At 62.9% G+C, this 17235-nt stretch carries 15 protein-coding genes; 9 read left to right on the forward strand and 6 right to left on the reverse strand.

Annotation, left to right across the window (positions count from 1 at the left end; translation table 11 throughout):
- Positions 1-31: 31 nt before the first annotated feature.
- The 5 genes from glcD (at position 32) to EGM97_RS07585 (ending at position 6109) form a co-directional block, all read left to right on the forward strand.
- Complete coding sequence (glcD, locus tag EGM97_RS07565; RefSeq protein ID WP_238965077.1) at positions 32-1531, forward strand: glycolate oxidase subunit GlcD; 1500 nt, start codon at positions 32-34, stop codon at positions 1529-1531.
- The gene (gene glcE, locus EGM97_RS07570) at positions 1531-2595 is read left to right on the forward strand and encodes a glycolate oxidase subunit GlcE (RefSeq protein ID WP_238965078.1); all 1065 of its coding nucleotides are present in this window, start codon (positions 1531-1533) and stop codon (positions 2593-2595) included. Before glcD ends, glcE begins: the two co-directional genes overlap by 1 nt.
- The gene (gene glcF, locus EGM97_RS07575; RefSeq protein WP_238965079.1) at positions 2595-3815 is read left to right on the forward strand and encodes a glycolate oxidase subunit GlcF; all 1221 of its coding nucleotides are present in this window, start codon (positions 2595-2597) and stop codon (positions 3813-3815) included. The genes glcE and glcF overlap by 1 nt, the downstream gene beginning before the upstream one ends.
- 97 nt (positions 3816-3912) lie before the next feature.
- Positions 3913-5283: a 2-oxoadipate dioxygenase/decarboxylase HglS gene (gene hglS, locus EGM97_RS07580; protein ID WP_238965080.1), complete on the forward strand. Its 1371-nt coding sequence runs from the start codon at positions 3913-3915 to the stop codon at positions 5281-5283.
- Positions 5284-5590: 307 nt separating this feature from the next.
- Entirely contained in the window at positions 5591-6109 is a 519-nt protein-coding gene (locus EGM97_RS07585; RefSeq protein ID WP_041022074.1) for an Hcp family type VI secretion system effector, read from the forward strand.
- A 327-nt stretch (positions 6110-6436) separates the two neighbouring features.
- Here the strand turns inward: EGM97_RS07585 and EGM97_RS07590 are convergent, their stop codons facing one another.
- From EGM97_RS07590 to EGM97_RS07615, 6 genes are all read right to left on the reverse strand, one after another.
- Positions 6437-6616, reverse strand: a complete 180-nt coding sequence (locus EGM97_RS07590) for a hypothetical protein (protein WP_238965081.1) — start codon at positions 6614-6616, stop codon at positions 6437-6439.
- 16 nt (positions 6617-6632) lie between these two features.
- Positions 6633-6875 (reverse strand): hypothetical protein, encoded by a 243-nt coding sequence (locus EGM97_RS07595; RefSeq protein WP_238965082.1) that lies wholly within the window; start codon positions 6873-6875, stop codon positions 6633-6635.
- 77 nt (positions 6876-6952) lie between these two features.
- Positions 6953-8032, reverse strand: a complete 1080-nt coding sequence (locus tag EGM97_RS07600) for a lipocalin-like domain-containing protein (protein ID WP_238965236.1) — start codon at positions 8030-8032, stop codon at positions 6953-6955.
- A 25-nt stretch (positions 8033-8057) separates the two neighbouring features.
- Complete coding sequence (locus EGM97_RS07605; protein WP_275300779.1) at positions 8058-10526, reverse strand: FtsX-like permease family protein; 2469 nt, start codon at positions 10524-10526, stop codon at positions 8058-8060.
- Entirely contained in the window at positions 10526-11194 is a 669-nt protein-coding gene (locus EGM97_RS07610; protein WP_238965084.1) for an ABC transporter ATP-binding protein, read from the reverse strand. The genes EGM97_RS07605 and EGM97_RS07610 overlap by 1 nt, the downstream gene beginning before the upstream one ends.
- Positions 11195-11374: 180 nt before the next feature.
- On the reverse strand, positions 11375-13072 hold the full coding sequence (locus tag EGM97_RS07615; RefSeq protein WP_238965085.1) for a sulfatase-like hydrolase/transferase: 1698 nt from the start codon (positions 13070-13072) through the stop codon (positions 11375-11377).
- Positions 13073-13441: 369 nt separating this feature from the next.
- Here EGM97_RS07615 and EGM97_RS07620 point away from each other — a divergent pair, with 369 nt between their 5' ends.
- The 4 genes from EGM97_RS07620 to EGM97_RS07635 are packed head-to-tail and all read left to right on the forward strand — an operon-like array spanning position 13442 to position 17234.
- The gene (locus EGM97_RS07620; protein WP_238965086.1) at positions 13442-14797 is read left to right on the forward strand and encodes a UDP-glucose dehydrogenase family protein; all 1356 of its coding nucleotides are present in this window, start codon (positions 13442-13444) and stop codon (positions 14795-14797) included.
- A complete protein-coding gene (locus EGM97_RS07625) occupies positions 14794-15852 on the forward strand; it encodes an NAD-dependent epimerase (RefSeq protein ID WP_238965087.1) in 1059 nt (352 codons plus the stop codon). Before EGM97_RS07620 ends, EGM97_RS07625 begins: the two co-directional genes overlap by 4 nt.
- Complete coding sequence (locus EGM97_RS07630; RefSeq protein ID WP_238965088.1) at positions 15849-16589, forward strand: sugar transferase; 741 nt, start codon at positions 15849-15851, stop codon at positions 16587-16589. The genes EGM97_RS07625 and EGM97_RS07630 overlap by 4 nt, the downstream gene beginning before the upstream one ends.
- A complete protein-coding gene (locus EGM97_RS07635; RefSeq protein ID WP_238965089.1) occupies positions 16590-17234 on the forward strand; it encodes a CpsD/CapB family tyrosine-protein kinase in 645 nt (214 codons plus the stop codon).
- Position 17235 lies beyond the last annotated feature (1 nt).

The following is a 17235-nucleotide window of genomic DNA, read 5'->3' on the forward strand; positions in this document are numbered from 1 at the left end:
GCCACGGCTCATCATCTGCCGAGGAACACATATGAACATCCTCTACGACGAACACCTCGACGGCCCTCTGCCCAAGGTGGACAAACAGGCCCTGCTCACGGCCATGCGGGCCGGGATCCCGAACCTGGAGATCCTCCATCGTCTGGAAGACCTCAAGCCCTACGAATGCGACGGGCTCTCGGCCTACCGAACCACGCCGATGCTGGTGGTGTTGCCACGGCGAGTCGAACAGGTGCAGGCGTTGCTCAGGCTGTGCCATGAACACCACGTTCCGGTGGTGGCCCGGGGCGCCGGGACCGGTTTGTCCGGCGGTGCCCTGCCCCTGGAAAGCGGCGTGCTGCTGGTCATGGCGCGTTTCAACCAGATCCTGCACATCGATCCCGACGCCCACACCGCGCGCCTGCAACCCGGCGTTCGTAACCTGGCGATCTCCCAGGCGGCGGCGCCGTTCGGGCTGTACTACGCGCCGGATCCGTCCTCGCAGATCGCCTGCTCCATCGGTGGGAACGTCGCGGAAAATGCCGGTGGCGTGCATTGCCTGAAATATGGGCTGACGGTGCACAACGTGCTGCAGCTGGAAGTGCTCACCATGGAAGGCGAACGCCTGGTCCTGGGCAGCGAGGCGCTGGACTCGCCGGGCCTGGACCTGCTGGCTCTGTTCACGGGCTCCGAAGGCCTGCTCGGCGTGATCACCGAAGTCACGGTCAAACTGCTGCCACGGCCCCAGGTCGCCAGGGTGCTGCTGGCCAGTTTCAATTCGGTGGACAAGGCCGGGCGGGCGGTGGCCGAGATCATCGGCGCCGGCATCATCCCCGGCGGCCTGGAAATGATGGACAACCTGGCGATCCGCGCCGCCGAGGATTTCATCCACGCCGGTTACCCGGTGGACGCCGAGGCCATCCTGTTATGCGAACTGGACGGGGTCGAGGCCGATGTCCAGGACGACTGCGAACGGGTCCGCCAGGTGTTGCAACAGGCTGGCGCCATCGAGGTGCGTCAGGCGCAGGACGAGGCCGAACGCCTGCGGTTCTGGGCAGGCCGCAAGAACGCCTTTCCGGCGGTGGGTCGCCTGGCGCCGGACTACTACTGCATGGACGGCACCATTCCCCGTCGCGCCCTGCCCGAAGTGTTGCAGCGCATTGCCAGTCTTGGCGCCGAGTATGGTCTGCGCGTCGCCAACGTGTTTCATGCCGGCGATGGCAACATGCACCCGCTGATCCTGTTCGACGCCAACCAGCCCGGCGAGCTGGAGCGCGCCGAATCCCTGGGGGGCAAGATCCTGGAACTGTGTGTTCAGGTGGGTGGCAGTATCACCGGTGAACATGGCGTGGGCCGGGAAAAGATCAACCAGATGTGTGCCCAGTTCAACAGCGATGAGCTGAACCTGTTCCGCGCCGTAAAAACAGCTTTCGATCCTGACGGGCTGCTGAATCCCGGCAAAAACATTCCCACCCTGCACCGCTGCGCCGAGTTCGGTGCGATGCACATCCATGGCGGGCAATTGCCTTTTCCTGAACTGGAGCGTTTCTGATGAGCGGCAGCCTCGATCTCGACCGCGACGCCAGCGACCGGCTCCTGGAACAGGTCAACCGCGCCCGGGCCAACGCCACGCCGCTGCGCATCCAGGGTTCCAATAGCAAGGCCTTCCTGGGGCGGGAGGTGGCCGGCGAGGTGCTCGATACCCGCGAACATCGGGGCATCGTCCACTACGACCCCACGGAATTGGTCATCACCGCCCGCGCCGGCACGCCGCTGCGGGAACTGCTCGCGACCCTGGACGCCGCCGGGCAGCATTTGCCGTGCGAACCACCGGCGTTCAGCGACGACGCCACCGTCGGCGGGATGATCGCCACTGGGCTGTCGGGCCCACGCCGCCCCTGGGCCGGCTCGGTGCGCGACTTCGTCCTCGGCACCCGCATGATCAGCGGCCACGGCACGCTGTTGCGGTTTGGCGGCGAGGTGAGGAAAAACGTTGCCGGGTACGACCTGTCACGCCTGCTGGCCGGCAGCTTCGGGTGCCTTGGGGTGATCACCGAAGTGTCCCTCAAAGTACTGCCCAAGCCCCGTCACAGCCTGAGCATCCGCCTGGAAATGACCAGCGCCGAAGCATTGGGGAAACTCGCCGAATGGGGTCGCCAGCCTTTGCCCATCAGTGCTGCCTGTCATGACGGCGATTGCCTTGATCTGCGCCTCGAAGGTGGCGAAGGCTCCGTCAACGCGGCTCGCCAGCGGTTCGGCGGTGAAGTGATCGACGGCCAATATTGGTCGGACCTGAATGAACATCGCCTGACGTTCTTCGATGAAGGCCAGCCCCTGTGGCGTCTGTCGCTGCCCAACCACGTCGGCCCGCTCGACCTGCCGGGTACGCAACTGATCGATTGGGCCGGCGCGCAACGCTGGTTGAAAACCGACGCCAAGACCCTGCAAGCCTTGGCCCATGAAGTGGGCGGCCATGCCACCTGCTACAGTCATGGCGTCACCGACACGCCATTCCAGCCGCTGGCGCCGGCGCTGCTGCGCTACCATCGCCAGCTCAAGGCCCGGCTCGATCCACTCGGGCTGTTCAACCCCGGCCGGATGTACCCGGAGTTCTAATGCAAATCCGTTTCAGCGACGAAGCCAGACAACTGCCCCGCGCCGAAGAAGCCGAACGGATCCTGCGCAGTTGCGTGCATTGCGGCTTTTGCAATGCCACCTGCCCCACCTACCAATTGCTGGGCGATGAACTGGATGGCCCACGCGGGCGCATCTACCTGATCAAGCAAGTGCTCGAAGGCCAACCGGCCACCGCCAGCACCCAATTGCACCTGGATCGCTGCCTGTCGTGTCGCAACTGCGAGAGCACCTGCCCGTCCGGCGTCGATTATCACAACCTGCTGGACATCGGGCGGGCGGTGGTGGATCGAGCCGTACCGCGCCCGGCCAGCCAACGGGCACTGCGCCTGGGGCTGCGAGGCCTGGCCGCCAGCCCCGAGCGTTTCAAGGCCTTGCTGCGCCTGGGCACGGTGTTCAGGCCATGGTTGCCGACGAATCTGGCCACCAAGTTGCCCCAGGCCTCAGCGGCGATCACCGCGCGCCCCGCCCCGCACCATGCCCGCAAGGTTCTGATGCTCGAAGGCTGCGTACAACCGGGTCTGTCGCCCAACACCAATGCGGCCGCCGCCCGCGTGCTGGACCGTCTCGGCATCAGTGTCATCCCTTGCGCCGAGGCCGGCTGCTGCGGAGCGCTGGATTACCACCTGGATGCACAGGCAGCCGGACTGGAGCGCGCCCGGCGCAACATCGATGCCTGGTGGCCGCACCTGGACAACGGCGTCGAAGCCATCGTCCAGACTGCCAGCGGCTGTGGTGCCTTCATCAAGGATTACGGACACCTGTTGGCACACGACCCCGCCTACGCCGCCAAGGCGAAGCGGGTGAGCGAACGGGCCCTGGACCTGGTACAAGTGCTCGGCAACGAACCACTGGAGCACATCTGTGCCGCCAGGAACCAACGCATTGCGGTTCATTGCCCCTGCACGTTGCAGCATGGGCAGAAACTCGGCGGCGCCGTAGAGGCCCTGCTGACGCGGCTGGGTTTCAATCTCACCGACGTGCCCGACGGCCATCTGTGCTGCGGCTCGGCCGGCACTTACTCCCTGACCCAACCGGCCCTGGCGCGACAACTGCGGGACAACCGCCTCAATGCGCTGGAAAGCGGCCAGCCGGAATTGATCGTCACTGCCAACGTCGGGTGCCAGAGCCACCTCGATAGCGCCGGTCGCACACCCGTGCGGCACTGGATCGAACTGGTGGATCAGTCGCTGGCAGAATGAAGTCCTGAAGATTCTTCGTTTGCGAGGGCCGATGAAGGCTGCGATCTTTCGTTGCACTTCCCCTCCTCATTTTCACAGCCGAACCAGGAACTTTCACATGAGCTTCGTCAGTCCCGACCTGATCCGCCAACGCTTCTCCAGGGCGATGTCCGACATGTACCGCGACGAGGTGCCGTTGTACGGCGCGCTGATGAACCTGGTGGAGCAGACCAATGCCCAGGTGTTGCTCAATGATCCGCAGCTGGCCGAGCATTTGGACAGCACCGGCGAGCGCCAGCGCCTGGACCTGGAGCGCCATGGTGCGATCCGCGTCGGCACCGCCGCGGAGCTGGCGACCCTGTGCCGACTGTTCGCCGTCATGGGCATGCAGCCGGTGGGCTATTACGACCTGACGCCAGCCGGGGTACCGGTGCACTCCACCGCGTTCCGTGCCGTGCATGAAGCCGCGTTGCAAATCAGCCCGTTCCGGGTGTTCACCTCGTTGCTGCGCCTGGAACTGATCGAAGATTCCGAGCTGCGGGCCTTTGCCCAGGCGGTGCTGGATAAACGGCAGATTTTCACCCCACAGGCGCTTCAACTCATCGACCTCTCCGAACGCCAGGGTGGCCTGACGGAACCACAGGCCGAAGATTTCGTCTCGCAGGCCCTGGAAACGTTTCGCTGGCACCACAACGCGACCGTCACGGCCAACCAGTACCGGCAACTCAGCGCCCAACATCGCTTGATCGCCGACGTAGTCGCGTTCAAGGGCCCGCACATCAACCACCTGACACCCCGTACCCTGGACATCGACATCGTCCAGGCACAGATGCCCGTCCATGGCATCACCCCCAAGGCCGTTATCGAAGGCCCACCCCGTCGACAGTGTCCGATCCTGCTGCGCCAGACCAGTTTCAAGGCGCTGGACGAACCGGTTGCCTTCACCGACCAGCCCCAGGGCAGCCACAGTGCCCGCTTCGGTGAGATCGAACAACGGGGCGCCGCCCTCACACCCAAGGGCCGTGCTCTCTATGACCAGTTGCTGAACGCGGCGCGGGACGCCCTGGGGGCGTTTCCCAATGAGGCCAATGCCGAGCGTTACAACACGCTGATGGCCGAACACTTTGTCCAGTTCCCGGACAATCAGGAGGAGCTGCGCCGGCAGGCACTGGCGTACTTCCGCTACTTTGTGACGCCAAAAGGCCTGGCCGCCAAGGGGACGCTTGAGCAGTCGACGCCACTTGAACACTTGGTCGAGCAGCAATACCTGCGCGCCGAGCCGTTGGTGTACGAAGATTTCCTGCCGGTCAGCGCCGCCGGGATCTTCCAGTCGAACCTCGGCGATGATGCCCAGAGCCACTATGCCGGCCAGTCCAATCGCCAAGCCTTCGAAAAGGCCCTGGGACGCGCAACGATCGATGAGCTGCGCCTGTATGCCGAGACGCAACAGCGTTCCATCGACGAGTGCAAGGCTGCACTGGGCGTATGAACACATTGGCGGGGCGAACAATCGACGCGGGCAGAAAGCTGCGCACTTCTTTGACCACGGAACAGCTCAACTCGCCGGTCCGCCCCGTCCGCCGTGGCCTGCGCAATGAATTGCGCGGCACTGCGCAAGCCGTTGCGCACGCCATGGCCTGATTGGGTGAAAAAACCGTTAACGGCCTCTCAACAAAAACGTAAATCATTGAAATATAAAGATTTTAGCTATATGGCATAGCTCTTGATAACGCTCAGGCCACCTCGGAAAGATGTCTTCCCGAGGCCCTTTCGTTATCCAGCTAGGAGAGCATCCATTGGCTACCCCCGCGTATATGTCCATCGAAGGCACCAAGCAAGGCCTGATCACCGCCGGCGCGTTTACTGCCGATTCGGTGGGCAACACCTATCAGGAAGGTCATGAAGACCAGGTCATGGTGCAGGGCTTCCAGCATCAGGTCATCATCCCGCGTGATCCTCAGTCCGGTCAGCCCACTGGCCAGCGCGTACACAAGCCCCTGGTCATCACCAAGGTCTTCGACAAGGCCTCGCCATTGCTGCTGGCAGCCCTGACCTGCGGCGAGCGCCTGACCAAAGTCGAAATCCAGTGGTATCGCACGTCCGCGGCCGGTACCCAGGAGCACTACTACACCACCACACTGGAAGACGCGATCATCGTCGACATCAAGGACTACATGCTCAACTGCCAGGACCCGGCGAACGCGCACTTCACTCACTTGGAGGATGTGCACTTTACCTACCGCAAGATTACCTGGACCCACGAAGTCAGCGGTACTTCGGGCTCCGATGACTGGCGCTCGCCGGTGGCGGGTTAAACAACCGGCCCCGCATCGGCCAGTCACGCTGGCCGATGTGCAATAACAATAAACAAAAAAGAAATCCGGACGGTGTTCGCCCAGTGCGACGGCCTCGGCATTCCATGCACTGGTAAAGAGCCAGACACTGGGCGAACGGGCCTAATAATAGAGGAACTCCGGAAAGATGTCCGGGCGTTCGCTTAAATAATTATTTAACTTGTTTGCCCATCCACAGACTTTTTCTCTTTTGTTATACAACAGTTATACAAATAAGCAGACTCAGTACAAATCCATTCAACTATTGCCTGATCCTGCCAAGTTGGAAGCGCAGGTATCGAATCGGATTTATTGCGGGCGACGCCCTGGATCGTGCCGTCCGGTTTTCTGCGCATCGGTGTCTCCCGCGCCGGGCTCGCCCTGTTGCTGTTTGCGTTTGGCCGGGTCATTGGGGCGCAACGCGTCGTTATCGCGCTCCACTTCACCGGGCATCGCCGGCTCGTCGGGGTTCTGCGTCGTATGCTTCATGAGATCTCCTATCTGCTCAGGCTTCGGGATCGGCGACTTCTTCGGCAACGTTGGCATCCGGCGAGCGTTGGTGCAGTTGCTCGGCGCGGGCCTTGAGGTCTTGCCACTGCGCCAAGTCGACAGCCCCTTGGCCGAACAGGTCATTGGCCACTCGCATCAACTCGCTGAAATGCGCATCGGGGGACTGCTGCCAGTAGGCCTTGTCGTCGAACAGTCGCTGCCAATCGGCCAACGACGGCGGTTTGAGGTCATCGTTCATGACGGGCTCCCGAAGGTGTCGTGTCTGCCATTCATAAAGGTATGAGGGCTGGCCTTCGTGGGGAGTTCCGGTGATTCTCAGTAACCGGTCATTTCCAGGTAACCGTTGCCGCCATGGCTGCCGCTCAATTGAATCGGCCCCTCCCAGTAGGGAATGCGCAGGTTCATCCAGGCGTTGGGGTTCAGGGCGCGGGTGGTGAGATCGAGCTGCTTGCCGGGAATCCTGATCGACCAGCGCACCGGCATCGGACGCCCGGCAACCTTGGCGGTGTCCAAGGGCGCCAGCTGGATTTCCCCGGCGTGCAGGGTGTGCGACTGGCCCCGGGCATCGATCCAGCTGCCCGTGAGGTACGGCGCTCCTTCTTTGTGGCGCATGCGATAAAGCATCACATGCTCGCCACTGTCCAGGTGCAGGGAAAACCAGTCCCATCCGGTCTGGTTGGCGGTCAGCGGCTGGCTGCTCCACTCACGATCGAGCCAGGCCGGGCCACTGACCTGATAGCGCTGGCCATCGATTTCGAGCTGCCCGCTGGCCTGAAAAAAGGGCTGGCTGTAGTAATAGGACGCCTGGCCTTCTTCGGATTTCTGACTGAAACCCTTGTCGCCCTGCAACACCAGTGGGCGGGTCGATGTGAGCCGTAGCGCATAACCGAAGTTCGGCCCGCGGGCTTTCAGTTGCATGTCCGCCAATGGATCGGCTTCCGAAGCCTGGGTGCCGAAGCGCCAATCGTCGATCCAGGCCTCGAACGGTACGCTCCGAACGCCGGCCTGCCCTACTCCGCCTCGCGCATAGCGTTCCACCGCATGGTGGACGCTGCTGGAAGTGACCGCCGCGTGCCCGAGCCAGAGGGTCTGGTTGCGCCAGCCGCCGGCTTGGGGCGCTGCGTCCAGAGCGCTGCGAAACAACGTCCATTGCACACCGAAATCGCGGCCTTGGGCATCCTTGAGGTTGGCCGTGACGTACCACCACTCGATGCGAAACCCCTCATGGGCGCCATGGTCGGCCGGGAAACTGAATACCCGTCCCGGCACGACCGGCGTGAAGGCGACAGCCTGGTCGCCGAGACCGGCAAAACCTTTTTCCGGCGGCTGGGCGTTATCGCACCCCGTGAGCACGACCAGTAGCAACAGACCGGCTCCGATGTCTGTACGAAACATGTGTGCACGACGTTTCGTACAAGACTTAGTCTTCATGGGCAAAGCTCCTGAGCAAATCCGCCGGTTGCGTGCGATACAGCGCATACAACGGCCAGGCCGATGCGAGCAGCGTGGCGAACATCGCCAGGGCCAGCAACTGTGTCAATTGCAGCGGAAACACCCGCAGCGGCAGACGCCAGCCGAACGCCTGCACGTTGATCACCGCGTCCAGGCACCAGGCCAGGGCGATGCCCAACGGCAAGGCCAGCACCAGTGTCAGCAGCGCCAGCAGCCAGGTCTGGCCGAGGTTGAGCAACATCAATTGCCGACGTGTGACGCCCAATGCCCATAGCGGCGCCAACTGGCCGAGGCGGCTCTGGCTCTGGGTCAGCAGACTGATGAACAACGCCACCCCGGCCACGGCCAGCGTCAGGCCATTCAGCGCGGCAGTGGCGGCGAAAGTGCGTTCGAAGACCTGGGTCGACCAGCCCTTGAGCCGCGCCTGGTCGACGATCCGACTGTCGTCCAGGCTGAACCGACCTTGCAAGGCCGTCAAAAACGCCCCAATCGCCGCCGGCTCGATGCGCAGGTTGAAGCGGTAGGGTGTCAGCTGCGGCCAGTGCGCCAGCAAGTGGTCGGCATTGACCAGCATATGGCCCTTGGGATTGCCATAGTCGGCGTAGATACCGACGATTCGGGGTGTCCACGGCCCTTGTGGCGTCGCAAGCGTCAATCGGTCGCCTATGCCCACCTTGAGGCGTCGGGCCAATTGTTCGCTGAGCATCAGCGTGTCGCCAGCCGCCAGTTGTTCCCAGGGTTTATCGCCGGCGGATGCCAGCAACGGCCAATGCTGGCGATAGGTGGGGTGATCGATAATGCCGAAAAGGTCCGCCGGCCAGCCTTGCAACGGGATCGATACCTGCCAGTTGGGCAGAACGGCGGTGATAGCCGGTTGCTGCTTGAGCCAAGCCTGCATCTCACCGGCCTGGGCAGGGGTCTGGGGACTGATGTACAGCTCGGCGGTCAGCCGCTGTTCGAGCCAGTCGCTGAACGTCTGGCGGAAACCGGAGGTCATGCTGCCAGCACCGATGTTCGCCGCCAATGCCAACAGCAAGGCCATCAACGCCAGGCTCAACGTCGGCAATTGCTGGCGGCAATCCGCGATAAACCACTGGCCGAGCACCGAACGACTACGCCGCAACAGCAGGTTCAATGCGCCGTTGAGCAACACTGGCAGGGCCAGGGCAGCGCCCAGTAACAGGCCCGCCATCAGCACGAAACCGCTGGCCAGGCTGTCGCCCCAGATCAGCGCCGACACCGCCAGCAGCGCAGCCAGTGTCGCCACCCCGCCTTGGCGCCTGAGCCATCGCGCATGAGCCTGGTGCCAGGCCTGGGGGTTGGCCAGGGCCAAGAGCGGCAGGCGCGCCGCCCGCAGCAAACTGTCGGCCCCGGCCAACAACGCACCGAGCAGGCTCAGGCCCACACCGCTAAGCCACCACGCCGGGCTGAGGCTCAGTTGTCCGGCCACTTCGGCGCCGTACAAGCCTCGCAGGCTCGCCGCAACGTCAGGCAACAACAGGCTCGCCAGCCAATAGCCGCTGAGTACGCCGGCGATCCCACCCAACAAGGCCAGCGCGCCCAACTCCAGGGCCAGGCCGGTGATCAGCAGGCGGGCGCTGACTCCGCAGGCCCGCAGGGTTCTCAGCAAGCCACGGCGCTGCTCCAGGGCCAGGCCGATGGCGGCGTGGACGATAAACAGTCCCACCACAAAGGAAAGGAAACCCAGGGCATCGAGGTTCAGGTGGAAGCTCTCGGTCAGGCGCGACAGGTTGTTTTCTTCATCGGCGTGCTTGAGCTGCAACCGGCCATTGAATGCTTCCGGCAGCTCGGCGCGGAACGTGGCGGGCAACAGCAACCGCGACAGCTGGTCTGGCAAACCCAACACTGGCTGGGCAAACCCGATGTCCATCAGCAAGACACCCGGCGCCATGTTCTCCTGGGTGTGCAGCGGGGGGAGCAGGCGTCCGTCAGTGGTTCGGGGCTGGTCACCTTCCGCCAATCCCAGGCTCTGCAGGGTTTGTGGAGCGATCCAGGTACGACCGGGCTCGGTAAAGAACGCCACCACTTCGCCCATGTCCCGGGCCTGCCCCGCCACGGCCGCACCGGGCGGCAACGACACCGGATCGATGCCCATCAATTGCAGGCGCTGTTCCTCATGGCCGTCGAGCACGACCCGGCCTTGCAATACCGGCGACACCGGCCAACCCTCACGACGCAAGTCGACGAACCATTGCTGGGGAAAGGTCCCGCCACCGGGAGCATTGAGGCTGGCCTGGGGCTCGCCACCAATGACCTGGCTGGCCCGTGCATAGCTGTCCCGCGCCTGACTGTTGAGGGCCTGGACACCGGTGAGCAGGCTGGTGGCGAGCCAGAGTCCGGTCAGCACGCTGAAAAACTGCACCGGATGCTGACGCCAGTGGCTGAGCAAGGCCTTGAGGGTCTGGCGAAGGATCATCACCCCTGAATCACCTGCGCCAACCGTCCGCCCTGCAACACCACCCGATGAGCCAGGCGCGCCGCCACCCGAGGGCTGTGGGTGACCATCAGCAGGCTGGTAGAGCTGCCGTCCAGCAGTTCCAGGAGCAAGTGCAGCACCTCATCGCTGGTGACCTCATCGAGGCTGCCGGTGGGTTCGTCGGCCAGCAACAGTGGCGGCCGTGAAGCCAGTGCCCTCCCCAGCGCGACGCGCTGTTGCTGTCCGCCGGACAGTTGCTCGGGGTAGCGCCGCAGCAAATCCTGCAAACCCAGTCGTTGCACCAGATGCGCCTGCCAGCTCACGTCATGACGCCCGCACAGCCGCGCCTGGAACGCCAGGTTGTCCTCAACCGACAAACTGTTGATGAGGTTGAACTGCTGGAACACCAGACCGATTTCCGTGCGGCGCCAGTTCGCCAATTGGCTTTCGTTCATGCCATCGAGGCGATAGTCGCCGCTGCGAATGCTACCGCCATCCACCTTGTCCAGCCCCGCTACCAGGTGCAGCAATGTGCTCTTGCCACTGCCCGACTCCCCCATCAGCGCCAGGCTGCTGCCGGCGGACAGGGTCAGGTCGATGCCTTGCAGCACCGGCAATGGACCTTGGGGCGTGGCGTAGCTTTTGAACACATCGCGGACTTCAAGCATGAAGAAGCTCAATGGATAAACGTGGGGTCAGGATAGCGGAGTCGGGGAAGGAGGCGTCAGCACATTCGGCATCGACGCAAGCTGGCCCACCGCTATCGCGAGCAGGCTCGCTCTCACAGGGGATGGGTGGTGGACACAACAGCGATGCCCCCCTGGGACCAAGCTTTGCTCCTGTGTCGTTCAAGGCCCCGCCGCCATTTCAGTCCGGGCCGGCTTTGGTGTGACGATGCTGCCCAGGTCGATGTGTTTCCACGCAGGCTTCGCGCCCAAACGGGCGTTGAAGCGGTAGTTGAAGGTGAAGTCATCTTCGGTCGGTTGGTTCAAGGATCTTCCATACATCGCCTCGACCCCTGCCTGCTCATACCCCATCAACTGCAACAGGGTCGGGAAGAGGTTGTAATGGCTGGAGCGGTCCTTGTTCTGCGCCAGCATCCGGCGCCAATCGAGGGTGTCCAACTGACTGCCCTGGATCACCACCAGCGGCACCAGGCCCTCCTCCTCCACGGGGTCGCCGCCGCAGTGGGTGTTGAGGCCGGGGTTGCCACGCTCATGCAGGTCCTGGCCGTGATCAGAGGTGTAGATCAGCACGGCATTGTCCAGGTTGGCCTTCTGGAAAATCCGTCGGAAAAACTCGCCGACATTCCACAACAAGGTGTTCTGGTAGGCATTGCGATACAGCGCCCAATCATTCTCCTGACCGTTGAAGCCGTCACGCCGCCCCGTATCCGCCACCTCCTGGAACTGCCCCCGCGGTAACGCCGGTCGGTAGTTCATGAAGTCGTCGGGGTATTTGTCATGCACTGGAAAGTGCGCCCCCACCTTGTTGATCAAGATCAGCTCGGGCCGATCATTGCCCAGCAGCCCGATCAATTTATCCGCGGCCGCCATGTCGCGGTCTCGTACCCGTGTCTGGTCGAACTGGACAAATTCATCGATGTCCTTTTTCTCAAGATCGGTCATCAGATTCTGCAGGTTGCCACCGGTGCGTTGGGCATCGATGTAGACGGTGCGCAGCCCTGCGGCCTTGGCGTACTGCCAGATCGATGGCTGCGTGCTGTTGATGCGCATGTAGTCGGCGCGGGTGCCGCCGTAGCGCAGGGTGACATTGGTGTCGGCACTGCAATTGGCGATGGAGGCCGCGTAGCCGTAGTTGAAAATATCGACACCGGGCGGCGGTGTCTTCAACCCGGTGGGTACGCCCGACGGGGTGTTGATGTCCAGGTAATTGCCTGAAATGCTTTCGTCGATGATCAGCACGATATCGTTGGCGATCTCCGGCGTTCGCCGCACCAGACGCACCGGCGCCCTGGGGCCGACGGTGTTGTGCAAAGTCTCGTAGACGAACAGGTTCAGATAGGCCAGCGGTGTGTACATCGTTGGCAAGCCACGGGCGCCTTCGCCCGCCCGCATGAACAGCACGGCACTGAGCAACAGCACACCCAATACGGGCGCGGTGAGGGGCAGGTAGCCGGGCAGCGACAGCCGGTGTCGCGGCTTGAGACCGATGCCCAGCAATAGCAACAAGCCCGCCGCCACCGCCCTGACAATCACCTCGCGGTATTGCCAGGCCGCTTCCTGGATAAAGCCACCGGAATACACCAGCGACACGAACTGGCTGTAGGTGAGGTAGCTGTCGGTCACCCGCGTGTACGCCTCGAAGAACACCGCCGACGCGAACATCGCCAACGCGAACAGATGCCGCACCAGGGTCTGGCGAATGTACGCAGTCATCCACAGCGCCACCACCAACGCCACGAACATCAAGGCGAACAGCACCGTCGCCAGGCCAATACCCAGCACCGCCAGACGGTCCAGGTAATAGTCATACCCCCGGATCAGGTACAGCACCAGCAACAGCTCCTTGAGGTATCGCGCCATGTCTTCCTCGGCCTCGGAAAGGGGGTCCGTTCCTGCACACTAGCAGCGGTGTTTCAAAGCGCAAGAAAGGAGACGAACGGCAAGCGCGTCAAAAAATAGTTACCCCAAAAATGACACCTAAAGACGCCAAAAAACATGAAAAACTATGGATAAATACCGTTCATCGCTTTCTTAAAACCCCGTATCAGCCTTTAAAACCGGCACTTTCTCAAGACAGTCAATAACTTGATATCAAAAGGCCCGACTCTTTCGAGTTTTGCCAACAGTGACAACTGTCATTTTGCTGACACGCTTTTGCGAGGCTGCGCTATACCCCCTTCTAACAGTTTCATCCGAGTTACATCATCCGGGTTACGAGGCGCGCCAAAGATGGACGTGAGCGTATTTGGAACGGGGTACGTTGGGCTGATTCAGGCGGCAGCGCTGGCCGACGTCGGGCACCGTGTGTTGTGCATCGACATTGACCCGAACAAGATCCGGCAACTGCAACAAGCAGTGCCTCCCATCAGCGAACCGGGGCTGTCCGGGTTACTTGAGGACACCATCAAGGCCGGTCGCTTGTCGTTCAGCTCCCAGGCCAGTGACGCGGTCAATCACGGCGAACTGATTTTCATCGCCGTGGGTACCCCCTCCGATGAAGACGGCTCGGCCGACCTGAGCCATGTGCTGGCGGTCACCCGGCAAATCGCCGATTTCATGGACAGCGACCGCACCCTGATCATCAAGTCCACGGTGCCGGTGGGCACGGCCGACAAAGTCGCCGAATGCGCCCGCCAGGCCCTGGCCCGACGCGGCCTGAAAACACTCAACGTGCGCGTGGTGTCCAATCCCGAATTTCTCAAGGAAGGCAGCGCCCTGGCCGATTGCATGCGGCCGGATCGCATCATCATCGGCACCGCCGACCCGCTGGCCCGCGATCAGATGAGCGAACTCTACGCGCCCTTCTGCCGCAACCACGAAAAGCTGATGTTCATGGACAACCGCAGTGCGGAGCTGACCAAGTACGCCGCCAACGCCATGCTCGCCACGCGCATCAGTTTCATGAACGAACTGGCCAACCTCACCGAGCGCCTGGGCGCCGACATCGAAGCGGTGCGCAAAGGCATCGGTTCGGACCCACGCATCGGCTATCACTTCATTTATCCCGGTTGCGGTTTCGGCGGCTCCTGCTTCCCCAAGGACCTGCGCGCCTTGCTGCACACCGCCGAACAGAGCGGCATGCCCCTGCGTCTGCTGCGCAGTGTTACGGACGTCAATGACCGCCAGCGGCACATCCTGTTCGAGAAGCTCGCCCAGCAGTTTCCCGACGGACTGGCGGGCAAGTCGATTGCCATTTGGGGGCTGGCGTTCAAACCCAACACCGATGACATGCGTGAGGCGCCCAGCCGCTACCTGATGGAAGCACTGTGGCACGAAGGCGCCCGGGTCCAGGCCTATGACCCGGAAGCCATGGCCGAATGCCGGCGTCTGTACGGCTATCGCAAGGACCTGAACCTGTGCGCCACCCGTGACGACACCCTGGAAGACGCCGACGCCCTGGTGATCTGCACCGAATGGAAGAACTTCCGCGTCGTGGATTTCGACCTGCTGGCCAGCAAGTTGCGCGCCCGCGTCATCATCGATGGCCGCAACCTGTACAACCCTGACCAACTGGCTGCCGCCGGCCTGCTGTATCGCGGCATCGGCCTCAGGCACGCAGCGCCGACCACGGGGCCGCAAGCATGAATATCCTGGTGACCGGCGCGGCCGGGTTCATCGGCGCCCATTGCGTGCTGCGGCTGATGCGCGACGGCCATCGGGTATGCGGGCTGGACAACTTCAATGACTACTACGACCCGCAGCTCAAGCATGACCGCGTGGCCTGGATAAAAGACGAGGCCGGCGAGTTTCCCCTGGCCCGGGTGGACCTGACGGACGCCGCCGGCATCGACGCATTGTTCCAGCACCGCCGCCCGGAGGTGGTCATCCACCTCGCCGCCCAGGCCGGCGTGCGTTATTCCCTGGAGCACCCCCAGGCGTACGTCGACAGCAACATCACCGGCTTCCTTAACATCCTTGAAAACTGCCGGCGCTACCCGGTCAAGCACCTGATTTACGCCTCGTCCAGTTCGGTATACGGCGCCAACGAGCGCACGCCTTGTTCGGTGCAGGACGGCGTGGACCACCCGCTGTCGCTGTACGCGGCGAGCAAAAAGGCCAACGAGCTGATGGCCCACAGCTACAGCCATCTGTTCGGCATTCCCTGCACAGGCCTGCGCTTTTTTACCGTCTATGGTCCCTGGGGGCGGCCGGACATGTCGCCGATCCAGTTCGCCCGCGCCATTGCCGAGGGCCAGGTGCTGAAACTGTTCAACCACGGTGAGCATCAGCGCGATTTCACCTACATCGACGACATCATCGAAAGCATCTCCCGGCTGATTGCACATCCCCCCCACGTCACTCCCCAGTGGGATCACGCGCAACCGGACCCGGCCACCAGCCGGGCTCCCTGGCGGATCTACAACATTGGCGGGCAGCACCCGGTGACGCTGCGCACCTATGTCGCACTGCTGGAAAAACACCTGGGCCGAACCGCCCGCATCGAACTGCTGCCCTTGCAGGCGGGGGACGTGCTCAACACCTGCGCCGATGCCAGCGACCTGGCGCAGGCCACCGGTTTCCAGCCTGGCATCGAACTGGACGAAGGCCTGGGCCGCTTCGTCCGGTGGTTCCTCGATTACTACACGCTGCCTGTTGCCCATGCGCCCGTTGTGGCCGAACTTCAGCGGAGGAGTCTATGACCCAACATGAGCAAGCCATTCTCATCGCCCCCGATGACAAACGTGTCGACCCCGAGCATCGTCGGCGCATGGACGCCGCCATCCACCGGCAGGGCCGTGGCTGGCTGACCGGCCGCCCTGGCGGGCGGCCCTGGAGCGTCTCGCGGACCAATCGGGTGGTGGCCTGCCTCGGCGCGCTGACCCTGCTGGTACTGTTATGCCCGTTGTTGCTTGGCCTGGCGGTGCTGGTCAAGGTTTCCAGCCGCGGCCCGGTGCTGTTCGTGCAAAAACGCACCGGCTACCGCGGCCGTGTCTTCGGCATGTACAAGTTCCGCACCATGATCGCTGACGCCGAGGCCCTCAAAGAGTCGCTGCGCCACCTCAACAAGCACGGTGCCGACGCCATCGACTTCAAGATCGACAACGATCCGCGCGTCACCCCCATCGGCCGGTTCCTGCGTCGCAGCAGCCTCGACGAACTGCCGAACCTCATCAATGTAGTGACCGGCGACATGCGTCTGGTGGGCCCACGGCCGACCTCGTTCAACGCCTATCGCTACAAGGACAACCATCTCGCTCGTCTGAGCATCTACCCCGGCCTCACCGGTCTCTGGCAGATCTCCGGACGCAGCAATATCGACTTCGACCAGCGCGTGGAACTGGATCTCAGCTACATCGCCGAGCAGAGCCTGTTGCTGGATTTGAAGATCCTGATGATTACCCCCTTCAAAGTGTTCAGCGGCCACGGAGCGAGTTAAATGGACGGTTCAACGAATATCCTGACCATCGCAAGCCCGAGCGAGACCAACCTGACCTCGACCGTGCTCGATCCTTCCTTGCGGATCCTGCTTCTGACGGCCGCCAACACCGGCACCGGAACCAGCACCAGTGCCATGGCGCTGGCGGCTCAACTGGCGCAGATGAGCAGCGGGCGCGTGCTGCTGGTGGATGCCAGCCAATCCCCTCGCAACCTCAGTCAGCAACTGTCGCTGCACAAGGAGCGCGGCTTCAGCGATCTGCTGTTCAACACCCTGGCCCCGCCCTTGCTGCAGGACTGCGTGGTGCAGGTGTCCAGCCTGCCGTTCGATGTGCTGCCCCTCGGCCGCCTTGGACGCAGTGCCGAACGCCTGAACCCCGAGCAACTGCGCCATTTGTTCAGGCACCTGGCGGCGCAGTACCGCTTCGTGGTGATCGACGCCGACGCGGTGTATTCGGCCACCGACACCCTGGTCATGAGTGCCCAGGTCGACGGTGTGGTGCTGGTGGTCCGCGGTGAGGACACCCGTTGGGAGGTGGCCCAGGCCGCCCGCCAGCGCCTGGCCCAGGCCGGCGCGAAAGTCGTGGGCAGCGTCTTCAACCGCCGCAAGTACTACATGCCCAAATGGCTCTACAACAACCTTTAAG

It is taken from the genome of Pseudomonas sp. AF32, from assembly GCF_022342325.2.
In the GTDB taxonomy this organism is placed as follows: domain Bacteria; phylum Pseudomonadota; class Gammaproteobacteria; order Pseudomonadales; family Pseudomonadaceae; genus Aquipseudomonas; species Aquipseudomonas uvaldensis.

Coding starts and splice junctions, on each gene's coding strand:
- glcF (WP_238965079.1), top strand. CDS start 2,595: ATGCAAATCCGTTTCAGCGACGAAGCCAGACAACTGCCCCGCGCCGAA.
- EGM97_RS07595 (WP_238965082.1), bottom strand. CDS start 6,875: ATGAACGATGACCTCAAACCGCCGTCGTTGGCCGATTGGCAGCGACTG.
- EGM97_RS07605 (WP_275300779.1), bottom strand. CDS start 10,526: ATGATCCTTCGCCAGACCCTCAAGGCCTTGCTCAGCCACTGGCGTCAG.
- EGM97_RS07615 (WP_238965085.1), bottom strand. CDS start 13,072: ATGGCGCGATACCTCAAGGAGCTGTTGCTGGTGCTGTACCTGATCCGG.
- EGM97_RS07590 (WP_238965081.1), bottom strand. CDS start 6,616: ATGAAGCATACGACGCAGAACCCCGACGAGCCGGCGATGCCCGGTGAA.
- EGM97_RS07625 (WP_238965087.1), top strand. CDS start 14,794: ATGAATATCCTGGTGACCGGCGCGGCCGGGTTCATCGGCGCCCATTGC.
- EGM97_RS07620 (WP_238965086.1), top strand. CDS start 13,442: ATGGACGTGAGCGTATTTGGAACGGGGTACGTTGGGCTGATTCAGGCG.
- glcE (WP_238965078.1), top strand. CDS start 1,531: ATGAGCGGCAGCCTCGATCTCGACCGCGACGCCAGCGACCGGCTCCTG.
- EGM97_RS07610 (WP_238965084.1), bottom strand. CDS start 11,194: ATGCTTGAAGTCCGCGATGTGTTCAAAAGCTACGCCACGCCCCAAGGT.
- glcD (WP_238965077.1), top strand. CDS start 32: ATGAACATCCTCTACGACGAACACCTCGACGGCCCTCTGCCCAAGGTG.
- EGM97_RS07600 (WP_238965236.1), bottom strand. CDS start 8,032: ATGTTTCGTACAGACATCGGAGCCGGTCTGTTGCTACTGGTCGTGCTC.
- EGM97_RS07630 (WP_238965088.1), top strand. CDS start 15,849: ATGACCCAACATGAGCAAGCCATTCTCATCGCCCCCGATGACAAACGT.
- EGM97_RS07635 (WP_238965089.1), top strand. CDS start 16,590: ATGGACGGTTCAACGAATATCCTGACCATCGCAAGCCCGAGCGAGACC.
- hglS (WP_238965080.1), top strand. CDS start 3,913: ATGAGCTTCGTCAGTCCCGACCTGATCCGCCAACGCTTCTCCAGGGCG.